We start from the raw sequence: 14573 nt of genomic DNA, 5'->3' as shown, positions 1-14573 counted from the left end.
GAGTATAGCAAGTGAGGATTTAGAAATAGCGATTGGTGACTCAAAAATGCTAAGGGACTTGACGAAGCTCAGGTTGAAACTGGCTGTCTGTTATGACTTGAAACACCGCGCGATTTTTACCTTCAGACTTACCTTGATACATCAGTTGATCAGCGTCTTGTAAATTCACGATATGAGTAAATTCAGGGTAGTATGCGCAGCCTAAGCTAATGCTCAAATGAATCGCTTGCCCACCAAGGATAATAGGTTGTTCGTACACGGCTTTGCAGAGCATTTGAGCAAAGTTGCGCGCTTCTCGCTCAGAGAGCGATGCCGTCACGAGTGCGAACTCTTCTCCGCCAATTCTCGCCAATGTCATACGTTCATCAGTCATTGATTTTGCTGTTTCAGCCACGGCCACTATCGCTCTATCTCCGACAAGATGACCGTATTGGTCATTAATTGATTTAAAATCATCAATATCAAATACCATTACCGTCAAGCTTCGCTGCAAGTGATTCAAGAGCGCCAATTGTTCAATCAAGTGTCTACGGTTGTAGAGTTTTGTTAGGGAATCCGTTAACGTCATCTCCAGCAATTGCTGGTTAGCAATCGTCAATTGTCTTGTGCGCAGCGCAACCATGCGTTTGAGTGCGAAGATATGATACAGCGTCGCGACCGCCATAACGAAAATCGCAATAGGTAGGAGATAAAGAGGATAGACCGTTTTCACCACACTCCACCGATTGAGGATTCTTTCTCGATCTGTATCGATAACTTTTTCAAACGCTCGAGAGACATCCAAAATGGAAGAAGAACTATGCAACCCTGCTGCAATCCGAAGGTCCTTACTATATAAATTTATTACAGGAACAAACATGCCTGCTCCCGGCATAGTTGCCATATAAAAGTTAGCAACTTGAAGGTCCGCGACAAAATACAGCACCTTCTTAGCGACAGCGGCCTGTATCATCGTGTCGTTATTAATGTACTCTGCAATAGGCGCATTAGGATAATTCGTCTTAATAAACTCAGACTCGTAACTTCCTTTAACGACACCAATTGGCAACGTCATTTCACCAGCTAAAACACTTTTGACATCAATCGAAAGCACGTCTTGATTGACATATAATTTGGTTTGAATGGGCATGATAACTGCGCCAAAATCCAAGTAATCGGCTCTTTCCGATGAGTAAACTAATCCCGCGTGAAAGTCAGCACGCCCCTCTTTTACGGCCTGTAAAGAAGCCTCCCAATCAAGAAGCAGAAACTGAACATCAATTTGGTTGTCCGCCGCATACGCTTTCCAGAAGTCGATCAAAATGCCTTTGGGTTCACCGTCTGGGCTAAGGTAAGAGAATGGCTTCCAAGCTTTGGAGTTAGCAACTATTAAAGAATGAGACTCTGACTTGTGCGCATACGTCATCGGGCAAATAGACAGCCATAGTAGTAACAAAGAAGCACACGCTTTTGTACACTTGCAACCATAAGTACCATAACTCGTCGATGACATACCTACTTCTCACCAGTCTTTTTAAACCATAATCTCGGCTGTTTTGTCTGATCTAAAGATATAGCAGAGCGGTGTCGGACAGGAAGTGGCTCCTATTGATATGAATCTAACTTAGTAGGTTTTAGTACTTATTTGGTACTTTTCAGCGTCTAGTTTTAAGAAGAAAGCTAGCCAGTATAAGGTGAGATAAGAGTGATTTAACTAACACTAAACCATTGAATTTGAATAGGTTGATAAAAAGCAGCATCAATAAAAAAGCCCTATTCAAAATCCACATCGGGGAGAACTTTGAATAGGGCTCTTTGCCTCTATGCTTCATTTTCCGACTGAAGCTGCCTTTACCTTTTTTCGCTTTTACGACTCGTGTTCTGAACAATTGACTGGTGACAACCGCTTTTAACGCATTGTCCTTGATTTCACCTCTGCCGAAATCGGTCTCGTGTTGTAACTCATTCGGCTGAGGACTGGTTTTAGGTTTTGCCATAAATCCTCCTTAATGGTCGAACCAGATTGGACAATAATTATATAAATAAGTCAAATTTATAGATTTAGTTGAATTTTATGCTGAAAAACTTCACATCACCGTCATTTATTTGAAATTTAATCAAAAACATGCTGGTTAAATAGTGACTAAATACAAATATTTGTCCATAAAGCACTAATATATGTTGACTCTTCGTGGAATTAACCTAGACTCAAACACGGCTAGAAAGAAAGTTCTTTGTTTTCACATTTCGTTGGATTACTTGTAACCCGTCGTCCTGTGGTACGCAATAGCAATTTATTTTTCCACGCTATAAGCGCCGTTGAGGCGAAAGATTACATTATTTAGATATTTAGGAAATAGACATGTCTAACACAGCTACTGGCACAGTTAAGTGGTTCAACGAAACTAAAGGCTTCGGTTTCATTCAACAAGAAAACGGTCCTGACGTATTTGCTCACTTCTCTGCAATCACTGGTGACGGCTTCCGTACTCTAGTTGAAGGCCAGAAAGTAGAATTTGTTATCTCTCAAGGTCAAAAAGGCCCTCAAGCAGAGCAAATCAAAGTACTTTAATTCTTAAAGAATTTGATACGATAGCCAGCTTTTAAAGCTGGCTATTTTTTTGTCTATAACTTATTTTTGCCAACAAAAACGATATAAATCCATGGCTCTTAAACCGACTATTTATAAATTTCGTATCGCCATTTCCGATATGAATAACGACTATTACGATTCTAAAAATCTAACTATCGCCCTTCACCCTTCAGAAAAACCTCAACGAATGCTGGCTCGTGTTTTAGCTTACTGCTTAAACGCTCAAAGTAATTTAGAGTTTACGAAAGGGCTTTCTACAATTGAAGAGCCTGATTTATGGCATGTTGGCGATGATCAAAGCATTACTCACTGGATTGAAATTGGCGAACCAGAACCAGAAAGAATCAAGAAAGCCTCTCGCCTAGCAAAACACGTGAAAGTCTACACTTATAACACTAAAGCGACGGTATGGTGGGATAAAATGTCAGGAAAGTTCTCAATGCTTCCCGTCAACGTAGAAAGCTTTGACTACGACGCTATCGACTTGATTTGTCAGCACCTTGACCGAGGCACTAGCCTTTCTGTTATGATTACCGGCAGCTCTATTTTTGTTGATATCAACGATCAACACGTCGAAGTAACGGTGAAGGAACTAAAAAGCCATGACGTCTCTTAGTGAACTGAGTCAAGAGATGGGATTCAAAGAAATTCCCTTCGTTAAAGAACATAAAGCGGCAAAGCGACGTTGGTTAAAAGAACAGTCACAACTGTTTACAAAAGTTTGTGAGAACAAACCCGCCACGGCGCCTACTCTTCACCTGCTTGGTCTTTTGACTAAGTCGCATATTGAAGCCAGCGCTAACTATGAGCAACATGCGCATTCTGCCCAGCAAATGCAGCAAGTGCTGACTGACTCCTTGGGTGATGAGCACGCGGATAAGTTCACTAACCAGTCCGCAGAAGACCTTATCTTGATAACCCACCTTTGGCTTTATACTCAAGGCTATTTGAATATGGACTTTAGCTTGGCGCACGATCATGCCGAGCAAACTCAGAATACATTGCAACACGAGCTTGTTGTAAAATGCATGGATGTTGATGCATTCAGAACCGAACTGATGCAAAGCTTTTATCTAGGTAGAGAAGCCAGTCCAGCTTCGACTAGCGGCTTTTGGGGCAAGTTAAAACGCTTATTTTCCGCATAAAATACATGGTTTTATCCATTTCAAACAACTGATAGACTTCACGCTCAATGCAACAAGCATCATGATTGCATTTTTAAAGGACAATTACCCAATGAACATCAAGGGATCATTATGAAGTTTATCCGTTGGATTTTAGGCAAGGTTATCTTATTGCTGAACGCCGTGTTCTCACCTCGTGGTATTAAACGCAGTGCAGAAGAACAACAACGTATTGATGAAAAAGCAAAGCAATACGCACTTTACCAATTTGAAGCTTGCCCTTTTTGCGTAAAAGTCCGCCGTGCAATGAAGCGTCAGTCAGTGAACATTGAGCTACGTGATGCAAAAAATAACCCGACTCATCGAGCTGAACTAGAGCAAGGTGGTGGACGAATTAAAGTCCCTTGCCTGCGTATCGAAAAAAATGGCGAAACACAGTGGCTATACGAGTCATCTGACATCGTCGCTTACGTTGAAAAAGAATTTGCCTAAGTTCCCCCTATGAACATTGGCGGATGTAAAAGAGGCACCATACAGGTGCCTCTTTTCTATTCAGTCTAGCTGCTCGTTGCTATGCCTAGCCTTTGGGTTCACTCTTCTTGCTCATTCCCAGACGGAAACGCCAGTAAACACATAAGGGCTCAGTGAAAACAACACGACGTAGTTTATCGACCAACCATCGCCTTACTCATCAACGATCAGCGTTAGCTCTACGCGTCGATTACAAGCTTTGCCATTGGCTGTCGAATTACTGCACTGCGGCACATACTCGCCAAAACCTCTAGAAAACACGCGTTGACGAGGAATACTCGTCGCCAGTAGTTGCTTTTCCACTTCACGAGCTCGCTTTTCTGACAACGTGTCATTAAAGCTGGCAGCTCCTGTGCTATCGGCATGGCCATCGATCACGACATCCACATCCGTTCTTCCTGCTAGATAGTGACCAATGTTTCGAATCCAGTCTTGAGATTGCGCTGATAACTGAGCAGAGCCAGTTTGAAAATGCACTTGCTCTTTCAAACGTATCATTAAGTGACCGCCACTGAGTGTCTCATGAGGAATATTGTGCCTGTTCAGAAACATTTCCAGAGAGGTCACATTTTGCGACTTTTTTACTGATGCCCTCTCAGTCTGATACGTGCGAGGTGAAGAAGCCACACTGGAGGCGCTCGGATAGCCCCACTCAGGATGTCTCAGCTCGGTGTTTGTTTTAGGAGCTGTATCTAAAATGTTCCCGCCAGGAACCATGTCTTGATCAAGGCTACTGCACCCAGTCAGAATGCCGCAAACAATTAAAAACCACTGCTTCATACCATTACCAACGTAGAAAAACTCTTGTCCATTGTGTCGACAAAACACGCCAAATCTTTAGCGCTTTTATCCACCGATTGGTTTGTATATGCAGCGTTCATGCCACTGGAATCAATATCAAGTATCTCTCAAATAAAAAGCGATGCCCAAATACCCCCCTGCAGCCTACACATCAGGAAAAGTCTGTTACCAATCGTCTCACTTTATTGTTACTTAATGGTTTTAGTCACTATCGTTAACCGATAAACTAACGCAAATTTCTTACTTAGAGCATTATTATGTTAAAAACCATATCGAAAGGCTTTGCTGTGATTGCCGCCATGATGGCTTTGTCGGCATGCGATAGCGGCAACACTCAGCCTCAGCAAGGCAAACAATACGAAGTTTTGCCTGTATCTCTTCAAGAATATGATTTGGCGCCATTGACAGAAGCTTTTGCCCTAACTTGCGGCCACTGCCGTTCAATGGAAGAGTTTGTCCCTCAAATCGAATCGCTAACTGAGCAAAGCGTTGAAAAAATGCATGTAACTTTCAATGAAAGTGCACAAGTAAGCGCCATCATCTTCTACACTGCAGTCATGCAGCTAGAGTCGACACCTGACAAAGCATTTATGGCAGATCTTTTTGCTGCCGTACAAATGGGTTCTGATACGACTGCTGAGGAACGTCAAATCGCCGTAGAGAAAGCCTTTGAGTCTCGCAACCTTATCAGCCCTTACCATTTAGATGAAGCACAGCAAAAAACGCTGTTTGAGTACATCACTAAGGCAGAAGCGATCACAACTCGCGGCCAAATTAACTCCGTTCCAGCCTTTATCGTTAATGGAAAATACCAAGTCATTACTGGTGGTCATGACAGCGTCGAAGCCATGGCAGAAACCATTAACTATTTGCTAAAACAACCTAAATAGACAAGGAGCTTACGTGTCTAAATTTTTGTTCCCTCTCATTATTTTCATTCTGGCGGGCTTTTTCATTTACCGTACTTGGACAAACCATAAAGTAGCGGATGAAAACTTTGCGAAAGGCCAAGCATTCTTGCTCGAGAATGCAAAGAAAGAAGGCGTCATTACAACAGAAAGTGGTCTTCAATATATTGTTCTTGAAAAAGGCGAAGGTGAGGTTCACCCAACCGCGACAAGCAAAGTCAAAGTGCACTACCACGGCACGTTGATTGATGGCACTGTGTTTGATAGCTCCGTTAATCGCGGTGAGCCAATTTCGTTTGGTCTTAACCAAGTCATTAAGGGCTGGCAAGAAGGCCTACAATACATGGTCGAAGGTGAAAAAATCCGCCTTTTCGTACCAAGCACGCTCGGTTATGGCAAAAGTGGCTCAGGCCCAATTCCACCAGCAAGTGTTTTGATCTTTGATGTTGAATTGTTAGAGATTCAATAACTCTAGAAACTTTGCATTAAAGCCAAAGTATCAAAACAAAAAACGCCGCGAACCACGCGGCGTTTTCTGTTTAAAGAGAGGCTACAAACCAATATAGTGATCCGAAAGCAATGCAATGAACAACGCAAAAAGGTGATAGATAGAAAATTTAAACGCCTCCATCGCGGTATTGGGCTCTGGCGCGTATTTTAGCTTCCATGCATGGTACATAAAGCCAGCGTTAAGTAGTAACGAGGCAAAAAGATAAACTACGCCGACCATTCCAACCAACACCGGCAGCACACAAACCAACGTCAACAATACTGTATACAACAGAATGGAAGTTTTGGTGTACTCGATACCATGTGTCACTGGCAACATTGGAATATCCACCTTACGATAGTCCTCTACGCGATGAATTGCGAGTGCCCAAAAGTGTGGTGGCGTCCAGATAAAAATGATCATCACAAGCAGCCAAGCATTCGCATGCAACTGCCCTGTTACGGCAGTCCAACCGAGAAGAGGCGGCATCGCACCCGCAATACCTGCAATTACGATATTTTGGGGCGTAGCGCGTTTGAGGTACATGGTGTACACCATCGCATAGCCGAGTAAACTCATCAAAGTCAGCCATGCCGTCAGTGGGTTAACCAGCGCATATAAAAGAACAAACCCTATGACGCCTAAAGCCGTCGCAAAGGTTATCACCGATAACGGCTTAGCTTCACCCGATGGCAACGGACGTTTGTGTGTGCGAGCCATTCTCGCATCAATGCGGCGGTCAATCAGGTGATTAAACGCTGCCGCGGAGCCTGCCATCAAACCAATGCCTGTTAGGCCAACCGCCGCCTGCAACCAAGGAAACTCAGTAACAGGCGCTAAACTCATCCCGACAACGGCCGTCACCAGCATTAATGCGACTACTTTAGGCTTCGTTAACTTCAAATAAACGGAACTTAGTCGCTTTCGCTCATTTAACGACAGTGCGATTTCTTTACTCATAGCGAACTCCTTTCGCGGTGTAACTCCAAGCTTTTTTGCCCTGCCACAAATAAAACTGACTCACACAAACAAGACTCAACATAATGGCGGCACCCAAGTTATGCGCCACGGCGACATAAATAGGAAGTTGGAATACGACGTTGCTTACGCCCAACATAATTTGACACGCTAAAGTGAGTAGTAACCATCCTCCAATGCGCTGTGAATGATGGGAATCTTGCCTCATGAGCATAATGCTATAAGCCAATACGACAGTGGCGGTGACAATCGCACCGAGGCGATGCGTAACATGTATGGTCATTCTTGCCGGATACTCCAAAATACCAAACTCGTAATTCTCGAATCCGGTTTGCCAGAAAGAAAACGCCTCTTTCCATGAGAGATAACTCATCCAATCTCCCTCACAAATCGGCAGTGAGGTGCACATGAGCGCGGCATAGTTTGACGAAGTCCACCCTCCTAGCAGCACCTGCATAAAAACAACCAGAAAAACCAATAATGAGAAGCCTCGCAGCGAGCTGGAAGATGGAGAGAAATAGAGATTATTTTGCGCTTTTAACTGACAGTAAAAAATCGCCTGCAGAACCAGTAAAGTAAATCCACCAAGCAGATGAAGCATTACGATGACTGGCATTAATTTGAGCGTCACGGTCCACATCCCCAAAAGTGCTTGCCCGACCACCAGTACACTGAGAAGCATCGGAATAGTAGGATTCACGCGCTCAGATCTCGTTGATATCACTGTCATAGCAAAAATGACCAGACCCAGCGTTCCTGCAAAATAGCGATGAATCATTTCAAGCCATGCTTTCTCATGCTCGACAGCCCGTTCAGGGAAATTAAGATTGGCACGTATTACGTCTTCTTCTTGATGAGGCACAGCAAGATGCCCATAGCAGCCGGGCCAATCAGGGCAACCTAACCCTGCATCAGAAAGGCGAGTATATGCGCCTAACATGATCACCACGAAAGTTAGGAGTAAACTGAATTTAACCAACTGAATTAACTTCATATACGCCCCTTTCTAACCAACTCGTGACAATTTTAAGAGCTTGCGTAAATCCGCCAACATACCTTTGTTGAACGAGACTAAATCTTCATTCGGTTGCGGCGAGTAAGACATCACCAATTGCCCCAGAGGATCAACGATTAATATTTGTCCGGGTTTCACTTTGGCGGTAACCGATTGATTAATTTGCATTGTCGTCATCGATACATCTACGGTATCGGACAACTCTGTCTGCCAAAGCACCGGCACCACACGCTCTTGATATTTTCCTAAAGCGACATGGCTTTGCTGAAGCAAGTAAAGCTGCTGCCTGCATTGTTCTGTGCACTCATTAGGTAAAACATAAGCGAGTTGCCACCTGTGATCCTTGAGTGGGGACTCTTGACCAAGTAGCTCTAACGTTGTGTATGGTTCAACTAACACACCTCTATTGGTCACACCGCTTTGATACCACCCTTGGGTGAGAATGACCTTAGCGATGACGGCAGGAAGCGCAAACGTACACACCAACGCAATCAACATTAGCCGCCCTTTGGTTACTTTAGATGTCATGCTTCACCTCCATATGACGCAATTTTCTTTGCCAACGAACAAAAACAATTAAGGTCAATAATAAGAAAACGCCCGCCATCGAAAACCACTGAATCGAATAACCGAAATGCTTGGCGCTGTTGAGCGGCAATGGGTTCCAAGGAAAGTCGTAAGGCCAATTTTTTAGATTGTCTGGCTGCAAGACTGCGGGCATAAGTTCAATATTAAGTAGCTGATTCAGTTGCGCGATATTCAGGTTCTGCACACGAATGGCATCGCCAACTTCTGGCATTAATTCAGAGCTCAGTGGGTTAGCAGATTTTCTGTACAGACGTCCCGAGATAAAGGTCGACACTTCGAGTGTTGTGACGGTTGGTAATACTGAACGATCTGCTATTCCCTCCAAAAAACCAAGCTCTAATAATGCATAGGTTCCTGATTCATCACTCATAGAGACAATCTGAAATGCTAAATAGCCCACATTGCCCTGATGCGTTTGGTTATCCAGTAAAATCACGGGAAACGCCTGAGGAACAACATTAGCTTCCACTTTTTTCCCGAGAATGCTGCCTTCTCTCCAATCGTTTTCTTCAAGAACTTCGCCTAATGCTTGGTACGCACTATCCGCTCGCGCAAGAATGGCTTGTTCCAAAGCCTGTTTTTCTTGCCCTCTCTCAAGCTGCCAAAAACCTAGTTTGACCAAAAGAGAAAACACAACCACAGTTAAACCAACTGCAACCCAAAACCGTTTCGATAGCCATAATTGTCTCGATAACAACAACGATGAAACCGGAGGTGCTATGTCCACCGTATTTCTATTCAAACTGACGCTTGTCCTTTTGCTGCTTTTCATTATCTTCAACCTCGCAAAAGCGCTTATCGAAATGGTTCGTGAAGACCCCGATAATCCCGAAAAAAGAGACAAACCTATGAGTCATTACTTAGGCCGTCGAGTCATGTTCTCCGCTTTAGTAGTTATCCTTCTACTTATTGCGCTCAGTTCAGGCTGGCTGGCTCCGAATCCCCGTCCTTACTAATCGCCCAATGCACCTACAGCACGTACACAAACACAAACAGACATAACCAAACCACATCCACAAAGTGCCAATACCAACTACCTGCTTGGAAGGCAAAATGGTTGTTAGACGAAAAATGATCTTTAGCGATTCGGAGCAATAATATGATTAAGAAAATCGTCCCAAGACAAACGTGCAAACCGTGAAAACCCGTCAACATAAAAAAGGTGTTTCCGTAGATACCAGATTGCAACGTGAGCCCCATTTCTTGATAAGCATGAGCATACTCGACCGCTTGGTAATATAGGAAAAAGCCCGCAAGCACGATGGTGATTTCCAACCAAACAATCAGTGCCGTTCTTTTGTCTTTTTCAAGGCTTATGTGCGCCATATGAAGTGTAATCGACGACAATAACAGCAAAATAGTATTAGTAAGGGGAATGCCCTGCCACGGCATAGCTTGCGTTGTGTCTCCACCCGGAGTCAGTGTGAGTGGCCACATCGCTTCGAAGGTTGGCCACAAAACCTCGTTGGTCATGAAGTTGTTATCTGCCCCACCTAACCAAGGCACAGAAATCATCCTGGCGTAGAATAACGCACCAAAAAAGGCACCAAAAAACATCACTTCAGAGAAGATGAACCAGCTCATCCCTTGGCGAAAAGAACGAGTAATTTGCGAGCTGTACTTTCCACTCAGTGACTCAGTAATCACATTACTAAACCAGCCCGCCAACATGTAAAGCAAGAACAGAAAACCTACCGCTAGCACAATGCTACCAATGGTTCCCACAGCCCCTTCACTTTGTGTCCCCTGAACGGTCATTCCTGCACCAACGGCAACTAAAAATAGAGCAAACGCACCGATGATCGGCCAGCTACTTTGAGCGGGAACATAATATGTTCCTGGCTTGTTACTCATCATTTCTCTCCTTACTGACCAGCCTTGGTCTGTATCTCTCTCCTTGAGTGGCTAAGAACCTGTAGGAGGGGGAAGTTTATAGAGTGTGTAAGACAGCGTTAACGTGTGTATCGACTCCGGTAAGTCCGGTTCGATATAAAAAATCAACGGCATTTGAGCATGTTGTTTACCATCCAGAGGCTGTTGGTTAAAACAAAAGCACTCAATCTTATTGAAATAAGCGGCACCATTCCCGGGAGAAACAGAGGGAACGGCTTGCCCTACCAACTTCTGCCCGCTTTCATTAAATGCAAGGTATTCGGTTTGCACGACTTCACCGGGATGAACGTCTATCGAAATCACTTTGGGTTTAAACTCCCAAGGCATATCGGGGCTTACATGCGCCATAAACTCCACGCGAATGGTTCGGCTCATATCCGGTTGCATACCAGTTGGTTGAATGGCGGCCACTTCACTTGTTTTTCCATTGATACCCAGTGCGTCGCACATTACGTCATACAATGGGACAAGTGCGTAGCCAAACCCAAACATCAAAAGGGTCGCTAAAAGCAACTTCACTGTGAGCTTTTTGTTTGATGGATTCGGTTTCATCTCACTCACCCCGTTTGTTTCTAATCGACTTTAGGCGGCGTAGTAAACGTATGATGGGGCGCCGGGCTTGGCACTGTCCATTCTAAGCCCTCCGCACGTTCCCACGGTTTTGCAGCGGCCTTTTCACCGCCACGAATACACTTAATCACCACCCATAAAAAGATCAATTGTGACAACCCAAACGCAAATCCACCAATGGAGACGATTTGATTGACATCAGCAAACTGAATAGCGTAATCCGGGATACGTCTTGGCATACCCGCTAAACCTAGAAAGTGCATCGGGAAAAACAAAACATTTACTGAAATAATCGAGCACCAGAAATGCCACAAACTCAGCTTGTGGTCGTACATATTGCCTGTCCACTTAGGTAGCCAATAGTACGCAGCCGCCATAATCGAGAATACAGCACCAGATACCAACACATAGTGGAAATGCGCAACCACGAAGTAAGTGTCATGATATTGGAAATCCGCCGGCACAATCGCCAGCATCAACCCTGAGAAACCGCCAATCGTAAAGAGCACAATAAAGGCAATTGCAAACAACATTGGCGTTTCAAATGTCAGAGCCCCACGCCACATGGTGGCGACCCAGTTAAAGACTTTCACCCCGGTTGGTACCGCAATCAGCATGGTGCAATACATAAAGAAAAGCTCTGCAAAAACTGGCATCCCCGTTGTAAACATGTGATGCGCCCACACAAGAAAAGACAGCAACGCAATGCTGCACGTCGCGTAAACCATCGAATGATAACCAAACAGCTTCTTGCCACTGAAAGCAGGAAGGATGGCAGAAATGATGCCAAACGACGGTAAAATCATGATGTACACTTCTGGGTGACCAAAGAACCAAAAGATGTGTTGGAACATCACCGGGTCGCCGCCACCAGCTGCATCAAAGAAGCTAGTCCCGAAATATTTGTCAGTAAGAACCATCGTCACCGCACCCGCTAATACCGGCATAACCGCGATCAATAAGAAAGCGGTGATTAACCAAGTCCAAACAAACATTGGTAACTTGAACCAAGTCATTCCCGGAGCTCGCATATTTACGATCGTCACGATAACGTTGATCGCGCCCATGATGGAGCTGATACCCATGATGTGAACAGAGAATACAAACAGCGCGGTGCTATCTGGGCCATAAGTCGTGGACAACGGAGCATAGAACGTCCAGCCAAAATCGGGGCCGCCGCCAGGTAAAAACAACGAGCTCAATAAAATAAGAAATGCAAAAGGTAGAATCCAAAAGCTCAAGTTGTTCATGCGAGGTAGCGCCATATCTGGAGCACCGATCATCATTGGAATCATCCAGTTAGCAAGGCCCGTAAATGCTGGCATCACAGCACCAAACACCATCACCAAACCATGTACCGTGGTCATTTGATTAAAAAACTGTGGATCAACCAGCTGTAGTCCAGGCTGGAATAGTTCGGCACGAATGACCATCGCCATCGCCCCACCAGTCAAAAACATCGCAAAACTAAACCAAAGGTACAGGGTGCCAATATCTTTATGGTTTGTGGAATACAGCCAACGAGCAATACCTTGGGGAGCATGATGATCATGGCCATCATCAATCGCAATGGTACTGTTTGCACTGGCTTCCGCTGGAACAGACTTCACTGCCTTTTCTATTGGCTTACTCATATTTCCTCCTTAGCACTGCCTTGTGCCTTAAAGGCATTCACATCGGATGCTTGCACCCTATCACCAGTGTCGTTGCCCCATGCGTTTCGCTGGTATGTGATGACCGCAGCAATTTCTTTGTCACTTAACTGGTTCGAAAAAGACTGCATTGCAGTGCCCGGACGGCCATTCACAATCACATCAATGTGCTCTGAAATTGGGCCTGTTGCGATAGGGCTGCCCTTAATCGCGGGAAATGCACCCGGAATCCCCTCACCATTAGCCTGATGGCACACAGCACAACGCGCCGTGTATATAGATTCGCCCTGCGACATCAACTCATCCATGGATAAGTCTTGAGAGAGCGCCTCTTGTGCCGCCGCTTTTTGAAGTGCGATTTCTTCCTTCTTACTCGCTAACCATTCATCAAACTTTTCTTCTTCCATCGCATGCACCACCACCGGCATGAACCCGTGTGCACGACCACATAGCTCCGCACATTGACCGCGATATACGCCTGGCTCATCAATTCTTGTCCATGCTTCATTAATAAAACCAGGGATGGTGTCTTTCTTGACAGCAAAATCCGGCACCCACCATGAGTGAATGACATCATCAGAAGTCATCAAAAAACGCACTTTGCGATTCACAGGCAACACCAAAGGGTTGTCTACTTCCAATAGATAATGCGCGCCTTTTGTCTCGATACCATCAATTTGCTTTTGGCTGGTGGCAAGCAAACTGAAGAACTCAACATCTTCACCAAAATAGCTGTAATGCCATTTCCATTGCGAGCCTGTGATCTTGACCGTGATATCTGATTGGCTTGTGTCTTCCATTGCGACTAAAGTTTTCGTTGCGGGAATCGCCATGGCGACAAGAATGATGATGGGTATAACCGTCCAAATAATTTCCACTTTTGTACTTTCGTGGAAATGTGCGGCAACTGCTCCTTTTGACTTGCGATGACGAAAGATGGAATAAAACATGACACCAAATACAATCAAAGCAATTACGCAGCAGATATAGAAAATCAGCATATGTAATTCATACACTTGCCCACTTATCGCTGTGACCCCTTTGGTCATGTTGTAGTCACTTTCCTTTGACCAACTGAAAGAGGAGAATGTGATTAAAATCACATTCAGTGATAAGGCTAGAGTAGTCGTTAATCTTTTCAAAAGATCTCTCCTCTGCTCAGCCGCTACGCTTGCGCGAGCTTCCTTGCGTCCCGATGCAAATATCGAACAACTTTACGAAAAATCACAAAAACTACGATTTCGACACGGTTTGTTATATTTATGTTAAAAGGCTAGTTATAGTTCCAAGGTTCTTCAAGAAATTAAATATGATTAAATTTTGTTCGGATAAGAAAAATTAATTCGGTTTATCGATTGCCCTCTTTGAAATGTAATTGAGAACCATTTACATTAATTTAAAAGAAAACATTGAGATACTTACAAAACGAAGTGTCCAAGAAAGTAGGCGCC

General features: G+C 44.3%; 18 protein-coding genes. 7 read left to right on the top strand and 11 right to left on the bottom strand.

Going from position 1 to position 14573, the window contains the following annotated elements:
* Positions 1-49: 49 nt before the first annotated feature.
* Positions 50-1492 (bottom strand): transporter substrate-binding domain-containing diguanylate cyclase, encoded by a 1443-nt coding sequence (locus VEA_RS22260; protein ID WP_006742053.1) that lies wholly within the window; start codon positions 1490-1492, stop codon positions 50-52.
* Positions 1493-1634: 142 nt separating this feature from the next.
* A complete protein-coding gene (locus VEA_RS22255; RefSeq protein ID WP_006742054.1) occupies positions 1635-1976 on the bottom strand; it encodes an alternative ribosome-rescue factor A in 342 nt (113 codons plus the stop codon).
* 365 nt (positions 1977-2341) lie between these two features.
* Here VEA_RS22255 and VEA_RS22250 point away from each other — a divergent pair, with 365 nt between their 5' ends.
* The 4 genes from VEA_RS22250 to VEA_RS22235 all read left to right on the top strand — a co-directional run bounded on the left by VEA_RS22250 (position 2342) and on the right by VEA_RS22235 (position 4188).
* Complete coding sequence (locus VEA_RS22250; protein WP_005375625.1) at positions 2342-2551, top strand: cold-shock protein; 210 nt, start codon at positions 2342-2344, stop codon at positions 2549-2551.
* 91 nt (positions 2552-2642) lie between these two features.
* Positions 2643-3188 (top strand): YaeQ family protein, encoded by a 546-nt coding sequence (locus VEA_RS22245; protein ID WP_005391156.1) that lies wholly within the window; start codon positions 2643-2645, stop codon positions 3186-3188.
* Positions 3175-3717, top strand: coding sequence for a hypothetical protein (locus tag VEA_RS22240; protein WP_006742055.1), 543 nt, complete (start codon positions 3175-3177; stop codon positions 3715-3717). The genes VEA_RS22245 and VEA_RS22240 overlap by 14 nt, the downstream gene beginning before the upstream one ends.
* Positions 3718-3828: 111 nt before the next feature.
* Complete coding sequence (locus VEA_RS22235; protein ID WP_006742056.1) at positions 3829-4188, top strand: glutaredoxin family protein; 360 nt, start codon at positions 3829-3831, stop codon at positions 4186-4188.
* 192 nt (positions 4189-4380) lie between these two features.
* On the opposite strand, the gene VEA_RS22230 is transcribed toward VEA_RS22235, so the two are convergent.
* Entirely contained in the window at positions 4381-5007 is a 627-nt protein-coding gene (locus VEA_RS22230) for an OmpA family protein (protein WP_041853166.1), read from the bottom strand.
* A gap of 278 nt (positions 5008-5285) precedes the next feature.
* On the opposite strand from VEA_RS22230, the gene VEA_RS22225 reads away from it, so the two are divergent.
* On the top strand, positions 5286-5918 hold the full coding sequence (locus VEA_RS22225) for a thiol:disulfide interchange protein DsbA/DsbL (protein WP_006742058.1): 633 nt from the start codon (positions 5286-5288) through the stop codon (positions 5916-5918).
* Positions 5919-5931: 13 nt separating this feature from the next.
* Positions 5932-6405, top strand: a complete 474-nt coding sequence (bamJ, locus tag VEA_RS22220) for a BamJ family beta-barrel-assembly machinery protein (protein WP_005391162.1) — start codon at positions 5932-5934, stop codon at positions 6403-6405.
* Positions 6406-6486: 81 nt separating this feature from the next.
* On the opposite strand, the gene cyoE is transcribed toward bamJ, so the two are convergent.
* The 4 genes from cyoE to VEA_RS22200 are packed head-to-tail and all read right to left on the bottom strand — an operon-like array spanning position 6487 to position 9779.
* A complete protein-coding gene (gene cyoE / locus VEA_RS22215) occupies positions 6487-7386 on the bottom strand; it encodes a heme o synthase (protein ID WP_006742059.1) in 900 nt (299 codons plus the stop codon).
* The gene (locus VEA_RS22210; RefSeq protein ID WP_006742060.1) at positions 7379-8398 is read right to left on the bottom strand and encodes a COX15/CtaA family protein; all 1020 of its coding nucleotides are present in this window, start codon (positions 8396-8398) and stop codon (positions 7379-7381) included. The genes cyoE and VEA_RS22210 overlap by 8 nt, the downstream gene beginning before the upstream one ends.
* Before the next feature lie 12 nt (positions 8399-8410).
* On the bottom strand, positions 8411-8947 hold the full coding sequence (locus VEA_RS22205) for a hypothetical protein (protein ID WP_012842467.1): 537 nt from the start codon (positions 8945-8947) through the stop codon (positions 8411-8413).
* The gene (locus VEA_RS22200; protein ID WP_081441258.1) at positions 8937-9779 is read right to left on the bottom strand and encodes an SURF1 family protein; all 843 of its coding nucleotides are present in this window, start codon (positions 9777-9779) and stop codon (positions 8937-8939) included. The genes VEA_RS22205 and VEA_RS22200 overlap by 11 nt, the downstream gene beginning before the upstream one ends.
* Here VEA_RS22200 and VEA_RS22195 point away from each other — a divergent pair.
* The gene (locus VEA_RS22195) at positions 9727-9963 is read left to right on the top strand and encodes a DUF2909 family protein (protein WP_005391169.1); all 237 of its coding nucleotides are present in this window, start codon (positions 9727-9729) and stop codon (positions 9961-9963) included. The two genes, VEA_RS22200 and VEA_RS22195, sit on opposite strands and share 53 nt — an antisense overlap.
* Before the next feature lie 13 nt (positions 9964-9976).
* On the opposite strand, the gene VEA_RS22190 is transcribed toward VEA_RS22195, so the two are convergent.
* The 4 genes from VEA_RS22190 to coxB are packed head-to-tail and all read right to left on the bottom strand — an operon-like array spanning position 9977 to position 14264.
* On the bottom strand, positions 9977-10861 hold the full coding sequence (locus tag VEA_RS22190) for a cytochrome c oxidase subunit 3 (protein WP_041853123.1): 885 nt from the start codon (positions 10859-10861) through the stop codon (positions 9977-9979).
* Positions 10862-10912: 51 nt separating this feature from the next.
* Positions 10913-11452, bottom strand: a complete 540-nt coding sequence (locus VEA_RS22185; protein ID WP_006742064.1) for a cytochrome c oxidase assembly protein — start codon at positions 11450-11452, stop codon at positions 10913-10915.
* Between the two features lie 20 nt (positions 11453-11472).
* A complete protein-coding gene (gene ctaD, locus VEA_RS22180) occupies positions 11473-13104 on the bottom strand; it encodes a cytochrome c oxidase subunit I (protein ID WP_006742065.1) in 1632 nt (543 codons plus the stop codon).
* Positions 13101-14264: a cytochrome c oxidase subunit II gene (coxB, locus tag VEA_RS22175; protein ID WP_006742066.1), complete on the bottom strand. Its 1164-nt coding sequence runs from the start codon at positions 14262-14264 to the stop codon at positions 13101-13103. The genes ctaD and coxB overlap by 4 nt, the downstream gene beginning before the upstream one ends.
* Positions 14265-14573 lie beyond the last annotated feature (309 nt).

It is taken from the genome of Vibrio antiquarius (genome assembly GCF_000024825.1).
Lineage (GTDB): Bacteria > Pseudomonadota > Gammaproteobacteria > Enterobacterales > Vibrionaceae > Vibrio > Vibrio diabolicus.
The sequence above is the reverse complement of the archived record's forward strand: the minus strand, read 5'-3'. Positions and strand labels throughout refer to the sequence as shown.

What these genes read in the sequence shown, in the direction of transcription:
- VEA_RS22205 (WP_012842467.1), bottom strand. Translation starts at nt 8,947, where the DNA reads ATGACATCTAAAGTAACCAAAGGGCGGCTAATGTTGATTGCGTTGGTG.
- VEA_RS22255 (WP_006742054.1), bottom strand. Translation starts at nt 1,976, where the DNA reads ATGGCAAAACCTAAAACCAGTCCTCAGCCGAATGAGTTACAACACGAG.
- VEA_RS22260 (WP_006742053.1), bottom strand. Translation starts at nt 1,492, where the DNA reads ATGTCATCGACGAGTTATGGTACTTATGGTTGCAAGTGTACAAAAGCG.
- VEA_RS22235 (WP_006742056.1), top strand. Translation starts at nt 3,829, where the DNA reads ATGAAGTTTATCCGTTGGATTTTAGGCAAGGTTATCTTATTGCTGAAC.
- VEA_RS22245 (WP_005391156.1), top strand. Translation starts at nt 2,643, where the DNA reads ATGGCTCTTAAACCGACTATTTATAAATTTCGTATCGCCATTTCCGAT.
- VEA_RS22200 (WP_081441258.1), bottom strand. Translation starts at nt 9,779, where the DNA reads ATGAAAAGCAGCAAAAGGACAAGCGTCAGTTTGAATAGAAATACGGTG.
- VEA_RS22240 (WP_006742055.1), top strand. Translation starts at nt 3,175, where the DNA reads ATGACGTCTCTTAGTGAACTGAGTCAAGAGATGGGATTCAAAGAAATT.
- VEA_RS22190 (WP_041853123.1), bottom strand. Translation starts at nt 10,861, where the DNA reads ATGAGTAACAAGCCAGGAACATATTATGTTCCCGCTCAAAGTAGCTGG.
- VEA_RS22250 (WP_005375625.1), top strand. Translation starts at nt 2,342, where the DNA reads ATGTCTAACACAGCTACTGGCACAGTTAAGTGGTTCAACGAAACTAAA.
- VEA_RS22210 (WP_006742060.1), bottom strand. Translation starts at nt 8,398, where the DNA reads ATGAAGTTAATTCAGTTGGTTAAATTCAGTTTACTCCTAACTTTCGTG.
- VEA_RS22225 (WP_006742058.1), top strand. Translation starts at nt 5,286, where the DNA reads ATGTTAAAAACCATATCGAAAGGCTTTGCTGTGATTGCCGCCATGATG.
- VEA_RS22230 (WP_041853166.1), bottom strand. Translation starts at nt 5,007, where the DNA reads ATGAAGCAGTGGTTTTTAATTGTTTGCGGCATTCTGACTGGGTGCAGT.
- cyoE (WP_006742059.1), bottom strand. Translation starts at nt 7,386, where the DNA reads ATGAGTAAAGAAATCGCACTGTCGTTAAATGAGCGAAAGCGACTAAGT.
- ctaD (WP_006742065.1), bottom strand. Translation starts at nt 13,104, where the DNA reads ATGAGTAAGCCAATAGAAAAGGCAGTGAAGTCTGTTCCAGCGGAAGCC.
- VEA_RS22185 (WP_006742064.1), bottom strand. Translation starts at nt 11,452, where the DNA reads ATGAAACCGAATCCATCAAACAAAAAGCTCACAGTGAAGTTGCTTTTA.
- VEA_RS22195 (WP_005391169.1), top strand. Translation starts at nt 9,727, where the DNA reads ATGTCCACCGTATTTCTATTCAAACTGACGCTTGTCCTTTTGCTGCTT.